The following is a 16,204-nucleotide window of genomic DNA, read 5'->3' as shown; positions in this document are numbered from 1 at the left end:
CAGTGTCGCCAGAAGAAGGAAGATTTAACCGTCTCATCGCAGGAACCGTCAGGAACGGGATGCGCGCAAGACAGCCATTCAGTCGCGAGGTGACCGTAAATCGTCCGGACCCGCAAGGAGTGGCGGACCTTCCGCCCGACCGTCCGTCTTTTTCAGCAGCGAGACGAGCAACAGCAGCAGAGGAACGACCACCGTAGGAAGAAACGTTGAAAAAGGAGCGATTCGAAAGTTATAAAAGGAGAGGTCGTCCTGGTGTATAAAGCTTCTGTCCGCCAGCGCGAAAAACAGCAGCCCCACCGGCAGCCAAAAGACGCGGTCGCGCTTGATGCCGAAAAGATGGACGAACAGCTGCATAAAAACAAATTGAAGAACGATAATTTCGAACAACGTGAAAACGGTCCAAATGCCGATGATCACGATCTCGATTCGTTCGAGATACTCGCCGAACTTAACAAGCTGTATCGCCGAGAAAAAGGGGAAGGTGGCGCTCTTAAAAAAAGTTCATCCCCAGCGAACCGAACGACAGGTACGTCGCCGCGAACAAATAGAGGCCTGCGAGCAGCAGCGCGATCAGCGTGTACGGCAGCAGCTTGCGGCCGTTGTCCACGCGGGAGAACAAAAAAACAAAAGACGATCGATTTGCCGAAAGGAAAGTAAAAAGTGAGAAAGCTGCCGTAAACGATCTCGGGCGCCCGATGCTGAAAAATCGGCAAAAACGGATCGATCGTGACGTTTTTATAAATAAACACAATGATGAGGAGCATAAAAAAACAAGAAGAACGACAGCAGCACCTGCACCGTCCGGACGATCGTGCCGAGACCGAGACTCGACGCATAGGCGGTCGTCAAGGCAAGGAGCAGGATGATGTGGCCGGAAGAGGCGTTCGGAAGCACGACCGTTCGGTAGAACGAGGTCAAGGCCTGAAAAGCCGCGCCCTGAATTTCCAGGATATACGCCAAATAGAGTCCAAGAACGATTTTCGCGGTATTTTTGCCCAGCAGCCGGTCGAATACCGCGGGCATAGGCAAGTCCGGATAGGACCGCTGTATGGCATAAAACACGCACAAAACGCCGAACGATATCGCGATGCCGCATATGTACGACATCCACACGTCCGGCCCGAGCAATTTCGCTTCCTGAAGAAACAGCGTCGAAAAACCCGAAATAAAGCTGAAAATCAGGCAAATCCATGCGCCGGGGGATATACGATCCAGCATCCGCTCGCTTCAGTCCTCCTAGCCGATTCCCAGTTTCTTAAGCGCGTAGCCGGATACCGGGCCATAGATCCATTTGTTTACGGACTCCACCGTCGGCATCTCTTTGCCGACGACCGGCGCGCAATAGGCCGCGACGACGGCGCACAATGCAAGGATGACGGCGCCTTCGCGGAATCGAAGACGTCTCCAGCAGGAGAGGCAGGCTCCGATCCCGTACCCGATCGCGACCAGGCATACCGCGTTAGTCAGCATTGGCGCGCGCCTTAGAATATTGAATCATGCCCAGCCTGTCGATCCTCACGTCCGCCCGAACGCGGATCGGCATGGATGGGTATAGCTCGGACCAATCGGCCTTCGCGGCCGCCCATCCCTTCGGATGCCGCTGCGCGAACCGATCCGAGAAGCCGATGACGTCCGTACGAAGGTCGCGCTGAAAATAAGCGACGCTGCCGCCGATCCTGCGTTCGAGCGCGCGCGATGCGGCCTGTTCGAGCGCGCGGATCTCCGCCGGGTCGTCGAGCGGCAAAGGCTGGTCGATCTCCCCCCAGCGTCGCAGAAAAGCTCAATGCGATATCGACCCATGGCCTGCCGTTCCTAAAGCCGGTATGGACGGATTGCCAGGTCTCCTTAACAAATAAAGTGGCGCGCTGATTCGCCTTCTGCGCAACGGAAATCACGAACTCCATGTCCTTCCATTTCTTTTGGGCGGACAGCAGTTGAACGGCGAGCACGTCGTCGCCGCCGATCCATTGCTTGAACTTGCCCTTGTCGATCACCGCCCCTCCCCCGCAGGCTCAGCGCTTGCTCCCTGTTGGCGGGCTGACTTTCGACGCTTATTTTGCCGGTTGCGAATCCTCTGTAGGGACTGGGATACCAGTTCGCGATTTCATGAACGCTCAGCATGATGCTTTTTCCCCATTCTTTTTCATTTCGGACTTTGCCCAGCAAATCGTTGGACAGCAGGTCTCCGCTGGCGACTTTGACGTTCAGCTTGTCGGCGGCCTTGCCCTCGCTCACGATCAAGTAGCTCGACAAGCGGACCTGGCGATTGCGCATCAGAAAATCCATAATGCCGTAAAAGGAATGCCGGGCGGCTTCTTCCCCGATCAACGCGAATTTATTGTGCTGCCAGATCATCCGGTTGCCGACGAGTCCTCTGAGATTTCTGGCGGTCTCCAAAATGGAGGCCCCGCTTGTGCTGACCACCCAACCCGTAAGCTTGGCGGATTTTTCGGTGCTTAGCGAAGTCGGCATGACGTTGTAGGTCGATATCGTATACCGATCCGTCTTCGGATCGTAATCGATGGCGACGGCCATGATGAGCGTCAGATCGCTAATCTCCGTCACGTCGGGCGAACAACCGGCGGCAAGCGGGAAAAGCATGGCCAGCAGCAGCACGCCCTTGAGGCCGGCTTGATTTTTTCTGCGGAATTCCACGCTAGGAGCCTCCCTTGTTCCGGGCTCTGTATTTAACGGGGGGGAGAATGAATTTTTGGAGCGTCTCTCTCCATCCTTTGTCGCTGACGGGATTCAGGAAAGGTACGCCGCACGACTGAAGCGAGCACAGATGACAAAGCAGCGCGAGGAACCCCAGGGAGATGCCCAGCACGCCGTCGTAGGCCGCCAGCAGCATGAAAGGAAACCGCAGCATTCGAAACGAGATCGCGGTGCTGAAGGCGGGAATCGTAAATGAGGCAATGCCCGTCATCGCGACGACGATGACCATCGGGCGCGAGACGATCCCGGATTGAACGGCCGCCTCCCCGATAACCAGGGCGCCGACGATGCTGACCGACTGTCCTACGGCTCTCGGCAGCCGCAGGCTGGCCTCCCGGAGAATTTCAAACGCGACTTCCATCAGGATCGCTTCGACGAAGGTCGGAAAAGGAACGCCGGCCTTGGAGGAAAGGAAAGCCATCATCAGCGGCGTCGGGATCATTTCCAAATGAAAAGTCGTGACTGCAATATACAGGGCAGGGCCGAATAACGAAATGAATAAAGTGATCAACCGGAGGGCGCGAAGGAAGTTGGCGAAGTAAAAACGTTCGTAAAGATCTTCGCTGGGATGCATCATCTCGAAGAAGGTGGTCGGCGCGATCAGCGCGATCGGCGTTCCGTCCGCGATGATGGCCGCCTTGCCCCGGTTTAAAGCGGTAACGACGCGATCGGGACGCTCCGTGTTGAAGATTTGCGGGAAGGGCGACCACGTGCTGTCCTGAATTCGTTCTTCGATCTGCGTGTTCACGGTTAAAATATCGAGCTGAATTTGGCCGATTCTGCGCTTGAGCTCGTTCAAAACGTTCGGGTCGATCTTGCTTTCCAGGTAGAGCAGCGTGACTTTCGTACGGCTTTCGGATCCGATAATATAAGTGATCGTCTTCAGGTCCGGCGTCTTCAGCTTTCGGAAAATCAGGCTGAGATTCGTGTGCAGATCTTCGATAAAGCTCTCGCGCGGACCTCTGACGTTAACCTCGATCTTCGGCTCTTCGATCGCGCGGGTCTCGTAGCCGGGAAGCTTGATTCCGTAAGCAGACGGATGATCGTCCGCGAACAGGACGATGCCGGCATCGGCGATGAACGCCGCCGCCGCGTCGATCCGCGGGATCGATACGACGCTGCTTACCGTATGCAGGGAGTCCAGAACGGAGCCGCTCGATATCCGGCCCGGCCGGCTTTGATCTTCGCTGATTTTGCGGATCACGAATTCGTTCAACGCTTTTTCGTCGATCAGCACGTTGATATAGACAAGAATCGCGCGCCCGCTCGCCGCGGCGCTTATGTCGCGGACGACCAGGTATTCGTTTTGCTGGAATAACTCGCGTATGGAACGCACGTTGCTTGCGGCGGACGCTTGAACGGGCATTCGCCTGGTCTCCATGATTCCACCGCCTTGAACCGTTCTTCGGCGCGTTCGCCCGCCTAGTCGCTCGTTTATTATGGGAAAAATGGCTGTCGGCTATTCGTTTATGAAAATTCAGGCTTGTCGCAGCCGACCGCCCGTCAACGCACGCAGCTTGCGCTTGCGCCCCGTCTTATATCCCCAAGTTTCCCGCTCAACTGTGTCAGGATCAGCGTAATCGCGCAGGATCTTCCCCTCCAATTGAATGCTCCAGTGAATGCTCGAGTGAATGCTAGGGCTATACCTGAACGGTCTCTATTTGTGTTGCAATGCAAATAAAAAAGCCCCCAACGGGCTTTGGGTTTGTGCATTCGCGTGGCTGACGGACTGAGGCGCCCTTATTATTGTTCAAATCGCCATTGGCGGCCTGCTCGCGGACCCAGGCGCCGCTATTTCGGGGTTGCCGGCCTTTTTTTAACCGTGATCCGGATGAATAACGCCCTTCCGGTCCGGAACCATCGCCATTTGGACCGGTTTTTAAGAAATTAAGGCTCCTGGGTCCGATACCCCTTGCCTGACTTGCCTTCCGCGGCTGCACGCCGTTTCCGATTTGAACCACCCCGCTTACCTTTCCGACTGCCCCCCTGACGCTTAACGAGTGAAGCCGTGATTTCTCCGTGATTTTATCCTTTCAGATTCGTCGTCCTTAAAGACGGCGATACGTTTTTATCGGAGCGTTCAGAAATGGATAGGTAAAACTTATACTTTCTGAAACGTCAAAAAAAGGGGCCGTCTCCAAGGTCGGTTAATGAACCTTTCGGGACAGCCCCTTTTCAGAACGGATGCGCGGAAGTCGGCTCTACCGCCTGCCGATCCGGTCGATCTGGCGCACGTCCGCGAGCAGCGGCTCGATCCGCTTCGCGGCGGCCTCCGCGCGTGCGCGCGTATCCTGCACTTTGGTCATCAGGTCGAGCTGGATGAACTGGACCCTCTTCTTGGCGGCGCCGATGAACACTTGATCGGCCGGGATCGTCGGCGTCATGGCATTCAGTTTGTCCAGAATCGCCTGCGCCTGCTGCCGCGTCTCCTGCTCCATCGCCCTGCCCTGCGAAGCGGCGTTGGAAAGCCCGGAGAGCGCGAGCTGCGCCGCCTTCTGGTAGGTATCCAGAATATCGTCGTACGCCGCGGCAGCCTTCGGGTCTCTCGCGATCTCCAGGATGACTACGGGATTGCGGATGCCGGCAAGCGGATCGGCAGAGAACTGCGCGACGGCGTCGAGCAGCTGCCCGGTCTCCCTCAGATAGGCGTCGACGTTCATGCGCACGCTCTCGATCTCCTGCTCGATCGGCGCCATCTTGCCGACCGCGTACAAGATCTGGGCCAGATACTGCGCATGGACTTTGTGATAATCGAAAAAGTGATTGGCGTTCGGACTCTCGGCGATCAGGTTCACCAGCTGCTTGAGCAGGAAGTTGCCGCCCTCGCGCGCCGCGAACAGCTTGTATTCGTCGTAAACGGCCTTCGCCGAGCGCAGAAGCGACTTTTCCTCCAGCACCTTTTCCTCATTGCGCTTTAACTTGAGCGGGTCTCCCATCGCGGACCCGCCCTTACCTGGTGCCGGCGGCCACGAGCGAAGAGCTGCCCGCGCCGGCGTCATCCTGATCCTCTTGAACGACCGGGGCCGGGTTGAGCAGGGCATAGATCTGCGCCGCCGCCTCGTCCTTGTCGGTGAGAATCTGGACCGCCAGCCGCTTCATCTCGACTTCGGCTTCGAGCAGCGAGTTGCGGAGCTCCTTCTCGCGGACCGATTCGGTCTGCAGGTTGCGGGAGTAGCTGTCGAGCGCCTCGCCCTGGCCGAGCAGCGCTTCGACGACGATGCCGTCCGTCCGCAGCACATGGCGGTTGACAGCCAAGATGATGCCCGGCACCGAGATCGAAGTTCCCGTCGACTCGTCGTGGTAGACGGACGTATAGTCCTTTTTTGACGCGCAGGTAGTTCGACGACGGGATGACGTTGCCGTCCTCGTCCTTGAACGGTTGCTCCTCCACGAACCGATGGTGCTTATCCTGATAGTCGAAAATGTTGGCAAGCTGATAAATGATGGCGTTGCGAACTTCCGTGCGTTTGTCCGGCACGATCATCTCTTCGAGCAGCGCGTCGAGCTGCGGCAGCGTGACTTCGCGGTACACCTTCTCCTCTTTGCCGTTGACCGTGTCGATCGTGAAGTAGCCGATGCGCACGTCAACGAGATGGAGCAGCGTGATGAACTCCTGGTTCATCTGGCGGAAAACGAAGTTGAGCGTACGGCTGACGTTGATGTTCTCGATCTCGCGAACGATCGTCGACTCTTCGCCGGTCGTGCTCTTGTCCTCGTAGGTCGTGTTGATCTGCACGTCGCGCCGCGCGGATGCTTTGGCGACGTGCTTTTGCGTGTTGTTGGAGACGTTCTTGGCGAACTGCTCCCGCGCCGCGTTGGTGCCGCCGCTCATGCTGGCGCTTACCTTGGCGCTGCCCCAGCCCCAGCTGGCGCCCACTTCGGCGCCTACCTTATACTCGTTGCTCTCCTCGTAGTTCTTCTGATCCGCCTGCTCCTTGGCGATCGACTGTTCGAACTCCTCGGAGATATCGTCCGTCACGGAATCGAGGATCGTCGCGGCGCTCTTCATCGTCGACTCGCTCTGCGCGTAGGAGCGGATGCTGATCTTGCTCTTCTCGCCGGGCAGCAGGGAAAACGTCTTGATCGTACGCCCCGCGCCATAATTGGCTAAATACGAAGACAGCCGGTACGACTCGACGAGGATGATGCGCTTGAGCCGCGAGTTGACCTCGGGCGTGATCGTGACGTTCACGGCGATCGTCGTCTCGACCAGGTTGCCCGCGTTGTCGTAGGCCCGCGCCGTAACCGTATGCTTGCCCGGTTCATTCAGCGTGAGCGTGCCCTTCCAGGCCGACCAGTCGCCCGGCGACTTCTCCGCGGCGCGGACGCCGACCGGACTCAGGTCGAGCGCCAGCTCGACGTAGGCGATCCCGCCCGCATCCGCCGCAGAGCCCGTCACCTGGATGATCGCCCCTTGCGAATACGGACCCGATACCTGCGCGTTGTTAGCCGGCGTGGCGATGCTCACCGTGGGGGGCGAGGCGTCGACCAGCAGCGTGATGCTGTGCGTGCCCGTATTGCCCGCCGCGTCGAACGCTTTGGCGACGATCGTATGGCTGCCGCCGGTGAGCGTGACCGTCTTCTTCCAGTTCGCGTAGCCGTTCGCGCTCTCCGCCAGCTGCGCGGCCGTGCCGTCGACCGACAGCTCGACGCGGGCGACGCCACGATTGTCCCCCGCGGTCCCTTCCACCGTGACGTTCACCGCGGCCCCGCCCTTGCTGCTGAGCAGCGCGCCGGCGGACGGCGTGACGATCTTCACGGTCGGCACGGCCGTGTCCGGTTCGGCGGCGAGCTGAACCGTGACGTTGATCTTGCTCGACGTCGTGAGCAGCGAGGCCGAGTGCTTCGCCTTGGCCGTGATCGAGACCGGTCCCGGCGTCGTCACCGTGGTCGTATAGGACCACTGGCTGCCGGACAGCGTGGCCGCCTGGAACGCGCCGTTGCCGACTTGCACCTGCACGTAGGCGATGCTCCCTGCGCCGCTTACGACCGATGCCGTGCCGCGAATCTCCAACGTCGCACCCGTATACGGCCCGGTGACCGTTCCGTTCGCTGCCGGAGACGCGATGCTGACCGACAGCTCGACCGGATCCGGTTCCGGATACGGATCGGGATCTCCCGGCAGCGGCTCGCGCGGCAGCATCGAAGGGACATAGCCGTCCGTCTCCGCGGCGACGCCGCCTTCGGCCGATCTCAGCATGCCGGCGCGGGCGGACGGCCCCGCGTCCAAAGCCGGTTCGATCACCGGGGCCGCCTGCGTGAATACATAAGAAAGCGCTCCGGTCATCGTCTTCGTGACGTTAAACTTGCGGCCCTCCGCTTCCTGGCGCTCGACCTCCTCCGGCGTCAGATTGGCGAAGCGCGTCGTCATCCGCTCGCCCGAACGCTGCTTCGCCAGAAGCAGCTCCGCGGAGGAAAGCTCCGGCGCCGCGGACGCAAGCCGTCGCTGCGGCGAGCAGCCCTTCCCGCTGCAAGCCGCTGCGCGCCGCCGTCGGCAGGAAGTAGCCGTCGTGCAGCTGCAGGTCGATGAAGTTGCGCCCGCTGTACGCCGTCGGTTCCGGCACGTTGTAGCTGAGCACCGGCGCGACCCCGTTCGGTTGAAGCTTGATCATCGGTTCCTGGCCGGCCTTCGAGGGATTTTCGTTTGCCATTCCATCATTCATCTCCGTTTCGCTGTTAAAGGTAAAACGGCGGAAGCACCGTCCGTCATCCATCCTAATTTTGTCAATTCGAATGGTAACAAGCTAGTGTCGCCGGTCATGTGACCGTCATGAGACAAGAGTCTCGCCCGGACCCGGGCCGCTCCGCCGGAACCTGTCGAAGGGAAGCCGAGTTTGTCGCGGAAACGAAAAACCCCCCGCGCGCCGGCCGCCGATCGCTCGCCATGCCGAATCGCAAGGGTCTCGCCTCCTAACTTAAAAGCCTTGCTCCGCCGCGTACTTGCCCCAGTGCGGGCGGCGTCCGTCCACGTCGACGATGCCGTATTCGTCGGACAAGCCCCAAGACGTGCAAACGCCGCCGGTCTTGTCCATGAGCTTCGTGTCCGCGGCCAGCGCCGCAATGCCCCTCGCCGCGTAGTAAGGCGTCTCGGACTGCAGGAAGTGCGGGTCTTGCGCCGCGCCGTCGCGCCAGTTGGCCTCCGTGACGCCGAAGTGGTCGAGCATCTCCTCCGAGCGCAGAAAACCGGGCGTGACCGCCAGCGCCGCAACGCCGTGCGGCTTGAGGTCTGCGGCCATGCCCTGCGCCAGATGGATGGCCGAGATCTTGGTCAGGCTGTAGTAGAGACTGCCGCGATACCGGTAATCCCAGCCATCGGTAATTTCCAGCATGACTCCCCGCTTCCCTGCGACCAGCAGCGGCGCGGCGTAACGCGCGGTGATCAGATGCGACCAGACCGCTCTTTTTTTGCATGGTCAGCCCCTTCTCCAGATCGTGCTCCCAGAACGGCACGCCCCACTGCGTGAGCGACTCTCCGCCCCAAATGTCGTTGACCGCGATATCGAGCCTGCCGCCCTGCTCGTCCGCGATCCGCTCGAAGAGCGCGCGAACCTGCGCTTCTTCCGTATGATCCGTTCGCACCGCGATGCCGCGGCCGCCCGCGCGGGTGATCATATCCGCCGTCTCGTCAATGGTCTCCCCCCGTCCGATGTCGGACAAGCTGCCGCGTACGCTTCGCCCCGTGCAATAGACGGTCGCGCCTGCGGCGCCGAGCGTCGCCGCGATCGCTCTTCCCAATCCCCGCGTCGCGCCCGCCACGACCGCGATCCGTCCTTCCAGCTTCTTCTCGTTCATCCTCGCCAGCCTCCTGTTCGCTCATGTCAGAATCATTGTAACGGATAATTCAAGACATCCTTTGTCATATATAATGGTTAACATGACAAAGAACCCGCTCGCGAAGGAGAAGATGACGATGAGAGCCGATCGGCTGCTCGATATTCTGCAATGCCTTCAAACGCAGCGTCTCGTGAACGCGCGGGAACTGGCGGCGAAGCTCGAGATCTCCGAGCGTACCGTTCATCGGGATATGGAGGCGCTCGCCAGGGCGGGCTTCCCCGTCTACGCGGAGCGCGGGCCGCGCGGGGGGTGGATGCTGCCGGAGGGCTACCGGACGCGATTGACGGGCCTGACCTCGGACGAGATCGCCGGACTGACGGTGCTCCAATCGTCCAGCGCGGTCAGCGACCTGAACCTGTCAGGGCCGACGGGCAACGCGATCGCCAAGCTGGCCGCGGCGCTGGCCGGGCCGGCGCGCGACGAAGCGGCTTATGTGCGCAAGCATCTGCACATCGACGGCGCGGGCTGGCATGACGCCAGAGAACCCGCGCCCTATCTTGGACTTGTGCAGCAAGCGGTATGGGAACAACGCAAAATGCGCATTCGTTACCCGTCCGGGGAAATGGCGGACGGCGCCGTAAGCGTGGTGATGCCGTGGGGGCTCGTCGCCAAGCGGCATACCTGGTACTTCGCGGCGGTCAAGGATCATCGTGAGCCGGGCGGGATGCCGGCTGCGGGGAGCGCTGCTGCGCGGGACCATGCCGATCAATGCGGTGCAGTCAGAGGCGACGTTGTTGGAAGCGATGTTGTCAGAGGCGATGTTGTCAGAGGCGATGTTGTTGGAAGCGATGTTGTTGGAAGCGATGTTGTCAGAGGCGATGTTGTTGGAAGCGGCAATGCGGCAGCCGCGGGCGCCGATAGCGACGCGAAGGGAAAGGACGCTGCGAGCGACGCCGCGAATCGCGACCCTGAAGGTCGCGCAGCGTCCGCGCTGCCCGAACCCCGCACCTACCGCGTCTCCAGGCTCGCTGCAGTCGAGCTGCTGGAGGAACGGTTCGAGGTGCCGGACGACTTCGATCTCGCCTCGTGGTGGGAGCGCTCGGTCGCGCGTTTCCGCCGCGAGCTGCCCGTCTATCCGGTGCGGCTGCTCGTTCGCGAGGAGGCATGGGCCCGATTCTCGCGGGAAATGTACGTGCGCGTTCGATCTTGCGCCGACGCCGCGGACGGGTGGAAAGCGACCGATGCCGATTTTCACACGCCCGACTCCGCGCTCGGCATTCTCCTCGGATACGGCGCTTCGATCCGGGTGCTGTCGCCCCGAGCGCTCGCCCGCTCGGTCTTCTCCGAGGCAAAAGCCCTTCTGGCGCTGTACGAGGGGCCGGATTCGGCTCCCCAGGACCAGGGCCAAATATAAGTCATTCTTCGCGGCGCAAGACCGCTGCTGTTCATCATGACCGATTGCTTGTTGTCGTAGAGCCAGAAAACGTTACTCACCTCCGTGCGCGAACGCCGGCGTGGCATGCGCTGATTCGTATATTTATAGGAACCCCTTCAGGGGACAAGGTAAAAGGCGATGGCGGGAGATTCTACACCCGCGCTGAACGAGGACGAACGGACTGCCTCATGACCGGATGGAATTGCGTGCCGTCTCAGCGTTCCCTGCCTGCGGCGGCCCGGTCGTGCTCACTTCCGCTTGCTGCCGGTCCACGCCCCGGGGGCGGCGCCCCCTCGGCGGCTCTCCTTGCATGGAAGCCGTCTTCGGGCGCGCAAGCCGGCGAAGATCCGGCATCGTTCGTTCGCCCATGCCTTTCATGCGGTGAACGTTCATCGGTATAGAGAGATCTCGTCGCGCCTTCCTTGGCGCGATCCGCGTCTGCATCCGTGTCTGCGCATCTCCCGCGGCGTCCGGCTTGGCCGGCATCTCCAATGCCAGGGCGGCCGCCTGTTCGGTCGCCGCCTGAATCGGCTGGACCAGGTGCAGCAGGCCGGACGAACGCTGACGATCCAATAAGCTTCGTTTGGGCTGCATCGGCAGCGCCGTTCGGGCGTTCGACGACAGATCCGGCGACGGTCGCACTGCCGATGCCTCCAGCCGCCGTACGGCCAGATAGACTTGCTCCGCGATCGCCTCGATGCGCTCGTCGGTCAGCGTGCGCGTATCTCTGCCGGGCATCGTCCGGGCCTTGAGCCTCACCTTATTACCCCCCGCCAAGCTTGCTCTGAATCCGCAGCGCCATTCGAATCGCTCCCTCTTTTATTTTTGAAAATCGCATCGCTTCAGCTCACCGTCCTTGGCCGCTCGAACCGGGTTGCGCCCGTCCATCGGAAGGACGCCCATTCAGGCTGATGCCTGCTGATGCGGGTGACGACGACCGTCATATCGTCCTTGACGCTGCCGGGATGCTGCCGGAGCGCGATGTCGAGCAGCTCGTCGGCGATCTCCTGCGGATCCTCGGTCTCGATCTCCTGCAGCACGCGCTTCATCCACAGCTCCTTGTTCATCGCGTGCACGGCGTGCCCCGGCGAATCGAGGATGCCGTCCGTCATCATGACCAGCGTATCGCCCGGCTGCAGCTGAACGCGCAGCACGTCGATCTCGATGTCCTGCAGAATGCCGATCGGCAAATTGCCGGCGGCGATCGGGATCACCTCCCGTCCGCGCTTGATGAAGCTCGGCGTGGAGCCGATCTTGAGCATCGTCGCACCTGCGCTGTACAGATCGATGAGCGCCAGGTCGACCGTCGCGAACGACTCCTCGGGCGAGCGCAGCATGAGCACCGAGTTGACGGACTTGATCGCGAGCCGCTCGTCGATGCCCGACTGGAGCAGCTGCTCGAGCATCGAGAGCGCCGCGCTACTCTCCATGCGGGCCCGCGCGCCGTTGCCCATGCCGTCGCTGAGCGCCACGGCGTACTTGCCGCTGCCGAGCTCGATCGCGCTGAAGCTGTCGCCCGAGAGCACGTCGCCGTCCTTGGCCGCGCCCGCCATGGCGGTCTCCACCTCGAAGGCCTTCGCCGAGCCGAAGGACACCGTCGTGATCCGGTCCGGACGGTCGGAGGTTCGCTCGTGGCGAACGGACACGGTCTCGCCGAGAATGTCCGACAGGAGCGGCGCGATCACCTTCCGGCACTCGTCGAAGCCGGGCTTGAACGCATGCACGATCTCGATCTCGATCTGGCCCTCCTCGAGGCTCACGATATCGATGTGCTGAATGGCAAGGCCAAGCTTGTCCAGCTCCTCGCGAATCTGCTCCTCCTGATGGCTCTGCTCCCGCGCCTCCCGCCGGATCTCCCTCACCAGGTCGTCCATGACCTGGGAGACGCCGGACAGCTGCTCGGCGACGAGCATGCGGCTGTCCTGCAGCTGCGTCCGCCAATGCAGGTCGTGGCGGTACAGCTCGTATTGGCGCTTGAGCACGTCGAGGACTTGGGGGGACTCTGACGCACTGCTTGTGCAGCGGCTTCGGGATGTCGGCCGGGGAGAGCGCCGGCCGTTCCTCTACGGCGGACATGAGATCGGTCATCAGCTTGTAGGTTTGAAAAAACTGCTCGTCCCAGCAGGCGCCGCGCTTGTGACAAGTCGCGCAGTTGCGTTCGTGGACGGCGTTGATGAAGTGCTCGAAGTCCTGATTCTGCCTCGCCGTCTCTCCCGCCTGCGTCATCTGCGTGAAGCTGCGGGACAGCTGGCGGAACACCTCCGAGAAGCGTTCGACGCGCGCGGCCGTGAGGTCCCGAACTTTTTTGCGCGTATTCCTGCTGATTGCGTGCATAATTGGAGGTACCCGGCACATATTGTGCTATAGAGTCCGTCCAAGACTTCGGCGTGAAGGCGATCAAGACGGACGCGGCGAGCGAAGCCCAGATCGACGCCATCGTATCGGCCGAGCTGCCCGTGTACAGCGCGAGCACCGTCGTGCCCAGCAGGAGGCCGAACACGGCGGCCGCCTTGCCGCCTTCGCGGAGCAGACCTGCCAGCAAGCCGCCGAAGGCGAGCAGGCTGATCTGCGGCACGGAAGCGAGATCCGACAGGCTGAGGATGATGCCCGCGACGACGCCCGCCGACGTCCCGAGCGCCGGTCCCGCCGATAGCGCGAACAGCAGGACGATATAGCGCGTGAACACGGCGCACAAGGCGACGCCGTAGATCGTCCAGCCGGTAAGCCCCGTCATGACCGAGGCAAGCAGGATCATAAGGCCGATCCACTCTTCGTGCCGCAGCTTCGCCGCCTTCGAGGCTTTGGTCAGCAGCGGCATCGCGTGAACGAAGAGCAGCGTAAGCACGAGGGACAATCCCGACTCCACGCCAGTCAGCAGATACGGCAGCCAGCCTCTGTCTTCCTGCATGACGGTGCCGAACAAGCCGACCAGGAGACTCGAGGCGAGGACGACGATCGGCGCGTGGGACAGGTCCGCGCGTTCATACGCTTCCAAGCCGCGATACAATAGATAGATGACGCCGATCTGCGCAGCGATCGCAGCCGGCTCCGGGGCCTGCGCCCAGAAGCTCCCCCGCGATCAGCCCAATCGCCGCCCACCAGGCATGCTCCCTGCGCATATAGAGCGTGACGCCGTAGTAAGCCGCCGCAAAAGGCGCAATCCCCTCCAGCATGGAGGCGCGGCCGAGCAAAAATCCGAGCAGCGCCGCCGCCAGCAGCCATAACCCCTTTTTCCTTTCCAGCGACGTTCCCCATATGCTCCGCTCCTTCGCGGCGCCCGAATGGTCGACCGCAGCCAATGCGCCCCCCTCCCGACATGACCGGACCCTCCTTCCTGCCGAACCACTGCTTGCTTCTGCTTTTCCCGCTTGCTTTGCGCTTGTCCCCTCCTGCCGCGCCCGCGTCTTGTCCGGACCTGGGAACGAACGGTATGACGGATGGCTTGTCCATGCTTTGGCACCTGCTTTCCTTTGTTCGATCGCGTGAATGTTTTTAATTATAGAAGGGCGCATCGAGGAAGTTTGTCAGACCGCGTTGGCGAACGAAAAGTTTTTTCCGACAGATCCCACGTCCGGAAAAGGCGTTTGGCGCGGTTCCGATTTATCGCGTCGCAACGCGGTTTATCCGGCTGTTCGCCCCTCCGCGCCCTCTGCAAAACGTTCAAAAGCGCCGCTATCCGACGGCATATCGGAGCCGCTATGCTGACGGCATTCGCGAATGCTTTGGCGTACGGACGCGAATCGCGGACGACCTGCGGCGACATGGAATTACTTTCGGGCGATATGCTATGATACGGGGGTGAAAACAGGACAAGGGGGGCTTATGAATCATGAATCGTAAAAAAGACGCGAGCCGTCGGCGTACTGCTCCTGCTCGCTGCCGTCTTCCTGCTCGTGGCAGGCTGCGGCAAACGCAACGATCAAAACGAAACGGGCGGCGCCTCGTCCGCAGCCGCGACGGCATCCGCTTCCGAATCGGCGGCGCCTTCATTCGATCCAGCCTCGGACAACGACCCGGTCGTCACGATCGAAATGGACAGCGGCGACAAGATCGTCATCGAGCTTTATCCCAAAGTCGCGCCGAATACCGTCAACAACTTCATCTCCTTAGTTAAAAAAAGGCTTCTACGACGGTACCGTCTTCCACCGCGTCATCCCCGGCTTCATGATTCAGGGCGGCGATCCGGAAGGTACCGGCTCTGGCGGACCCGGCTACACGATTAAAGGCGAGTTCGCGGCGAACAACGTGGACAACCAGCTGCTGCACACCCGCGGCGTCCTGTCGATGGCGCGAGGCCAGGGCAATGACACCGCGGGCTCGCAATTCTTTATTATGGTGGCCGAGACCTATCCGTCTCTGGACGGGCTCTATGCGTCCTTCGGCAAGGTCGTGTCCGGCATGGAGACGGTGGACGCGATCGTCGCGCTGCCGACCGTGGATCCGGATCGTCCCAAGCAGCCCCCCCATTATGAAGAAGGTCACCGTCGACACGAAGGGCGTGGATTATCCCGAGCCGGAAAAGTTGGCCGAGTAACGACGCGCATGTCGCGTATGTATGGAGCGATAAGAAGGCCGTCTGCGGTCTTGTTAGGTGCCCATTCGCGCGAGGCGGACGGACCGAGGAGCCGTTATTTTTGTCTCTATCGTTATTCGCGGCCCGTTGGCGGACTCAGCGGACGTTATTGCGTGATCTGGCGGTCATTTTGGCCTTGATCCGGGTGTATAACGTCCCTCCGGTCCGTAACGATCGCCATTGGACCGGTTTTTACGAAAATAACGTCCACTGAGTCCGGTTAGCAAGGAAGCCTGAGCGTTGATAAAAAACCGTCGGGACGGACGCCCGACGCAAGCGCCAGGCCCTGCTTCGCCGCAGCTCGCAGTTGCGGCCTTGGCGGCGCGAACATGCAAAAACAAGCCAAGGATGCGCTCGCGCATCCTTGGCTTGTTTGTTCGGGTTAACGCTATTTGACGATACTGACGATGAGCAAGACGGCAAATAACGCGATGATCGTCATGACGAAGTAGAAGAACCATCTCAACGCCGCCGGCATGGCGCCAAGATCCGCCCGGCGCGAAGGGACGCCGACGATTCGATTCATATGATCGGTCACGTCGTTGAAGACGAGGTTTTCCTCGGCTTCTTCCCTTGCGGCCTCCCCATGCGTCTCATGCATTCGATCCTTGCTCATCGGTATCCCTCCGTATTCGCTTTTCGAATAGGATGCCCTTCGCATGCCAACGCCGCCGAAGCCGTCTGCAGGAAACAAATAAGCCGGACTC

The 16,204-nt window shown here is 60.9% G+C and carries 14 protein-coding genes and 5 pseudogenes; 2 read left to right on the top strand and 17 right to left on the bottom strand.

Annotated features, from left to right (window positions below):
- Positions 1-78 precede the first annotated feature (78 nt).
- The 11 genes and pseudogenes from OMP40_RS05900 to OMP40_RS05850 all read right to left on the bottom strand — a co-directional run.
- A pseudogene (locus tag OMP40_RS05900) lies at positions 79-480 on the bottom strand (hypothetical protein); the annotation flags it as partial.
- 10 nt (positions 481-490) lie between these two features.
- Entirely contained in the window at positions 491-619 is a 129-nt protein-coding gene (locus OMP40_RS05895) for a hypothetical protein (RefSeq protein ID WP_277529964.1), read from the bottom strand.
- A 116-nt stretch (positions 620-735) separates the two neighbouring features.
- Positions 736-1,218 carry a GerAB/ArcD/ProY family transporter gene (locus tag OMP40_RS05890; protein ID WP_277529961.1) on the bottom strand — a complete coding sequence of 161 codons (483 nt, stop codon included), beginning with the start codon at positions 1,216-1,218 and terminating at the stop codon, positions 736-738.
- 18 nt (positions 1,219-1,236) lie between these two features.
- Entirely contained in the window at positions 1,237-1,470 is a 234-nt protein-coding gene (locus OMP40_RS05885) for a hypothetical protein (RefSeq protein WP_277529959.1), read from the bottom strand.
- Positions 1,460-1,744 (bottom strand): Ger(x)C family spore germination C-terminal domain-containing protein, encoded by a 285-nt coding sequence (locus OMP40_RS05880; RefSeq protein ID WP_277529957.1) that lies wholly within the window; start codon positions 1,742-1,744, stop codon positions 1,460-1,462. Before OMP40_RS05880 ends, OMP40_RS05885 begins: the two co-directional genes overlap by 11 nt.
- Before the next feature lie 101 nt (positions 1,745-1,845).
- Positions 1,846-2,655, bottom strand: a complete 810-nt coding sequence (locus OMP40_RS05875) for a Ger(x)C family spore germination protein (protein ID WP_277529955.1) — start codon at positions 2,653-2,655, stop codon at positions 1,846-1,848.
- Position 2,656: 1 nt separating this feature from the next.
- On the bottom strand, positions 2,657-4,096 hold the full coding sequence (locus tag OMP40_RS05870) for a spore germination protein (RefSeq protein ID WP_277529953.1): 1,440 nt from the start codon (positions 4,094-4,096) through the stop codon (positions 2,657-2,659).
- A gap of 820 nt (positions 4,097-4,916) precedes the next feature.
- Complete coding sequence (locus OMP40_RS05865) at positions 4,917-5,651, bottom strand: hypothetical protein (protein WP_277529952.1); 735 nt, start codon at positions 5,649-5,651, stop codon at positions 4,917-4,919.
- Between the two features lie 59 nt (positions 5,652-5,710).
- Complete coding sequence (locus OMP40_RS05860; RefSeq protein WP_277529950.1) at positions 5,711-8,086, bottom strand: Ig-like domain-containing protein; 2,376 nt, start codon at positions 8,084-8,086, stop codon at positions 5,711-5,713.
- Positions 8,016-8,366, bottom strand: a complete 351-nt coding sequence (locus OMP40_RS05855) for a hypothetical protein (protein ID WP_277529948.1) — start codon at positions 8,364-8,366, stop codon at positions 8,016-8,018. The genes OMP40_RS05860 and OMP40_RS05855 overlap by 71 nt, the downstream gene beginning before the upstream one ends.
- A gap of 264 nt (positions 8,367-8,630) precedes the next feature.
- Positions 8,631-9,507: pseudogene (locus tag OMP40_RS05850) on the bottom strand (SDR family oxidoreductase).
- A 118-nt stretch (positions 9,508-9,625) separates the two neighbouring features.
- On the opposite strand from OMP40_RS05850, the gene OMP40_RS05845 reads away from it, so the two are divergent.
- A complete protein-coding gene (locus OMP40_RS05845; protein ID WP_277529947.1) occupies positions 9,626-10,903 on the top strand; it encodes a helix-turn-helix transcriptional regulator in 1,278 nt (425 codons plus the stop codon).
- Positions 10,904-11,110: 207 nt separating this feature from the next.
- Here the strand turns inward: OMP40_RS05845 and OMP40_RS05840 are convergent, their stop codons facing one another.
- The 5 genes and pseudogenes from OMP40_RS05840 to OMP40_RS05820 form a co-directional block, all read right to left on the bottom strand.
- The gene (locus OMP40_RS05840) at positions 11,111-11,683 is read right to left on the bottom strand and encodes a hypothetical protein (RefSeq protein WP_277529946.1); all 573 of its coding nucleotides are present in this window, start codon (positions 11,681-11,683) and stop codon (positions 11,111-11,113) included.
- Positions 11,684-11,766: 83 nt separating this feature from the next.
- On the bottom strand, positions 11,767-12,906 hold the full coding sequence (locus tag OMP40_RS05835) for a SpoIIE family protein phosphatase (RefSeq protein ID WP_277529944.1): 1,140 nt from the start codon (positions 12,904-12,906) through the stop codon (positions 11,767-11,769).
- Positions 12,907-13,006: 100 nt separating this feature from the next.
- Positions 13,007-13,258, bottom strand: a pseudogene (locus OMP40_RS05830) (hypothetical protein); the annotation flags it as partial.
- Positions 13,259-13,295: 37 nt separating this feature from the next.
- Positions 13,296-13,940, bottom strand: a pseudogene (locus OMP40_RS05825) (stage II sporulation protein E); the annotation flags it as partial.
- Positions 13,906-14,223 (bottom strand): hypothetical protein, encoded by a 318-nt coding sequence (locus OMP40_RS05820; RefSeq protein ID WP_277529943.1) that lies wholly within the window; start codon positions 14,221-14,223, stop codon positions 13,906-13,908. The pseudogene OMP40_RS05825 and the gene OMP40_RS05820, both read right to left, overlap by 35 nt.
- 588 nt (positions 14,224-14,811) lie before the next feature.
- Here OMP40_RS05820 and OMP40_RS05815 point away from each other — a divergent pair.
- Positions 14,812-15,458 (top strand): annotated as a pseudogene (locus OMP40_RS05815) (peptidylprolyl isomerase).
- Between the two features lie 427 nt (positions 15,459-15,885).
- On the opposite strand, the gene OMP40_RS05810 reads toward OMP40_RS05815, so the two are convergent.
- A complete protein-coding gene (locus OMP40_RS05810; protein WP_277529940.1) occupies positions 15,886-16,113 on the bottom strand; it encodes a hypothetical protein in 228 nt (75 codons plus the stop codon).
- Positions 16,114-16,204: the final 91 nt, after the last annotated feature.

The organism is Cohnella rhizosphaerae (assembly GCF_029525575.1).
Classification (GTDB): Bacteria; Bacillota; Bacilli; order Paenibacillales; family Paenibacillaceae; genus Cohnella; species Cohnella rhizosphaerae.
This window is presented reverse-complemented; position numbering and strand designations above follow the sequence as displayed.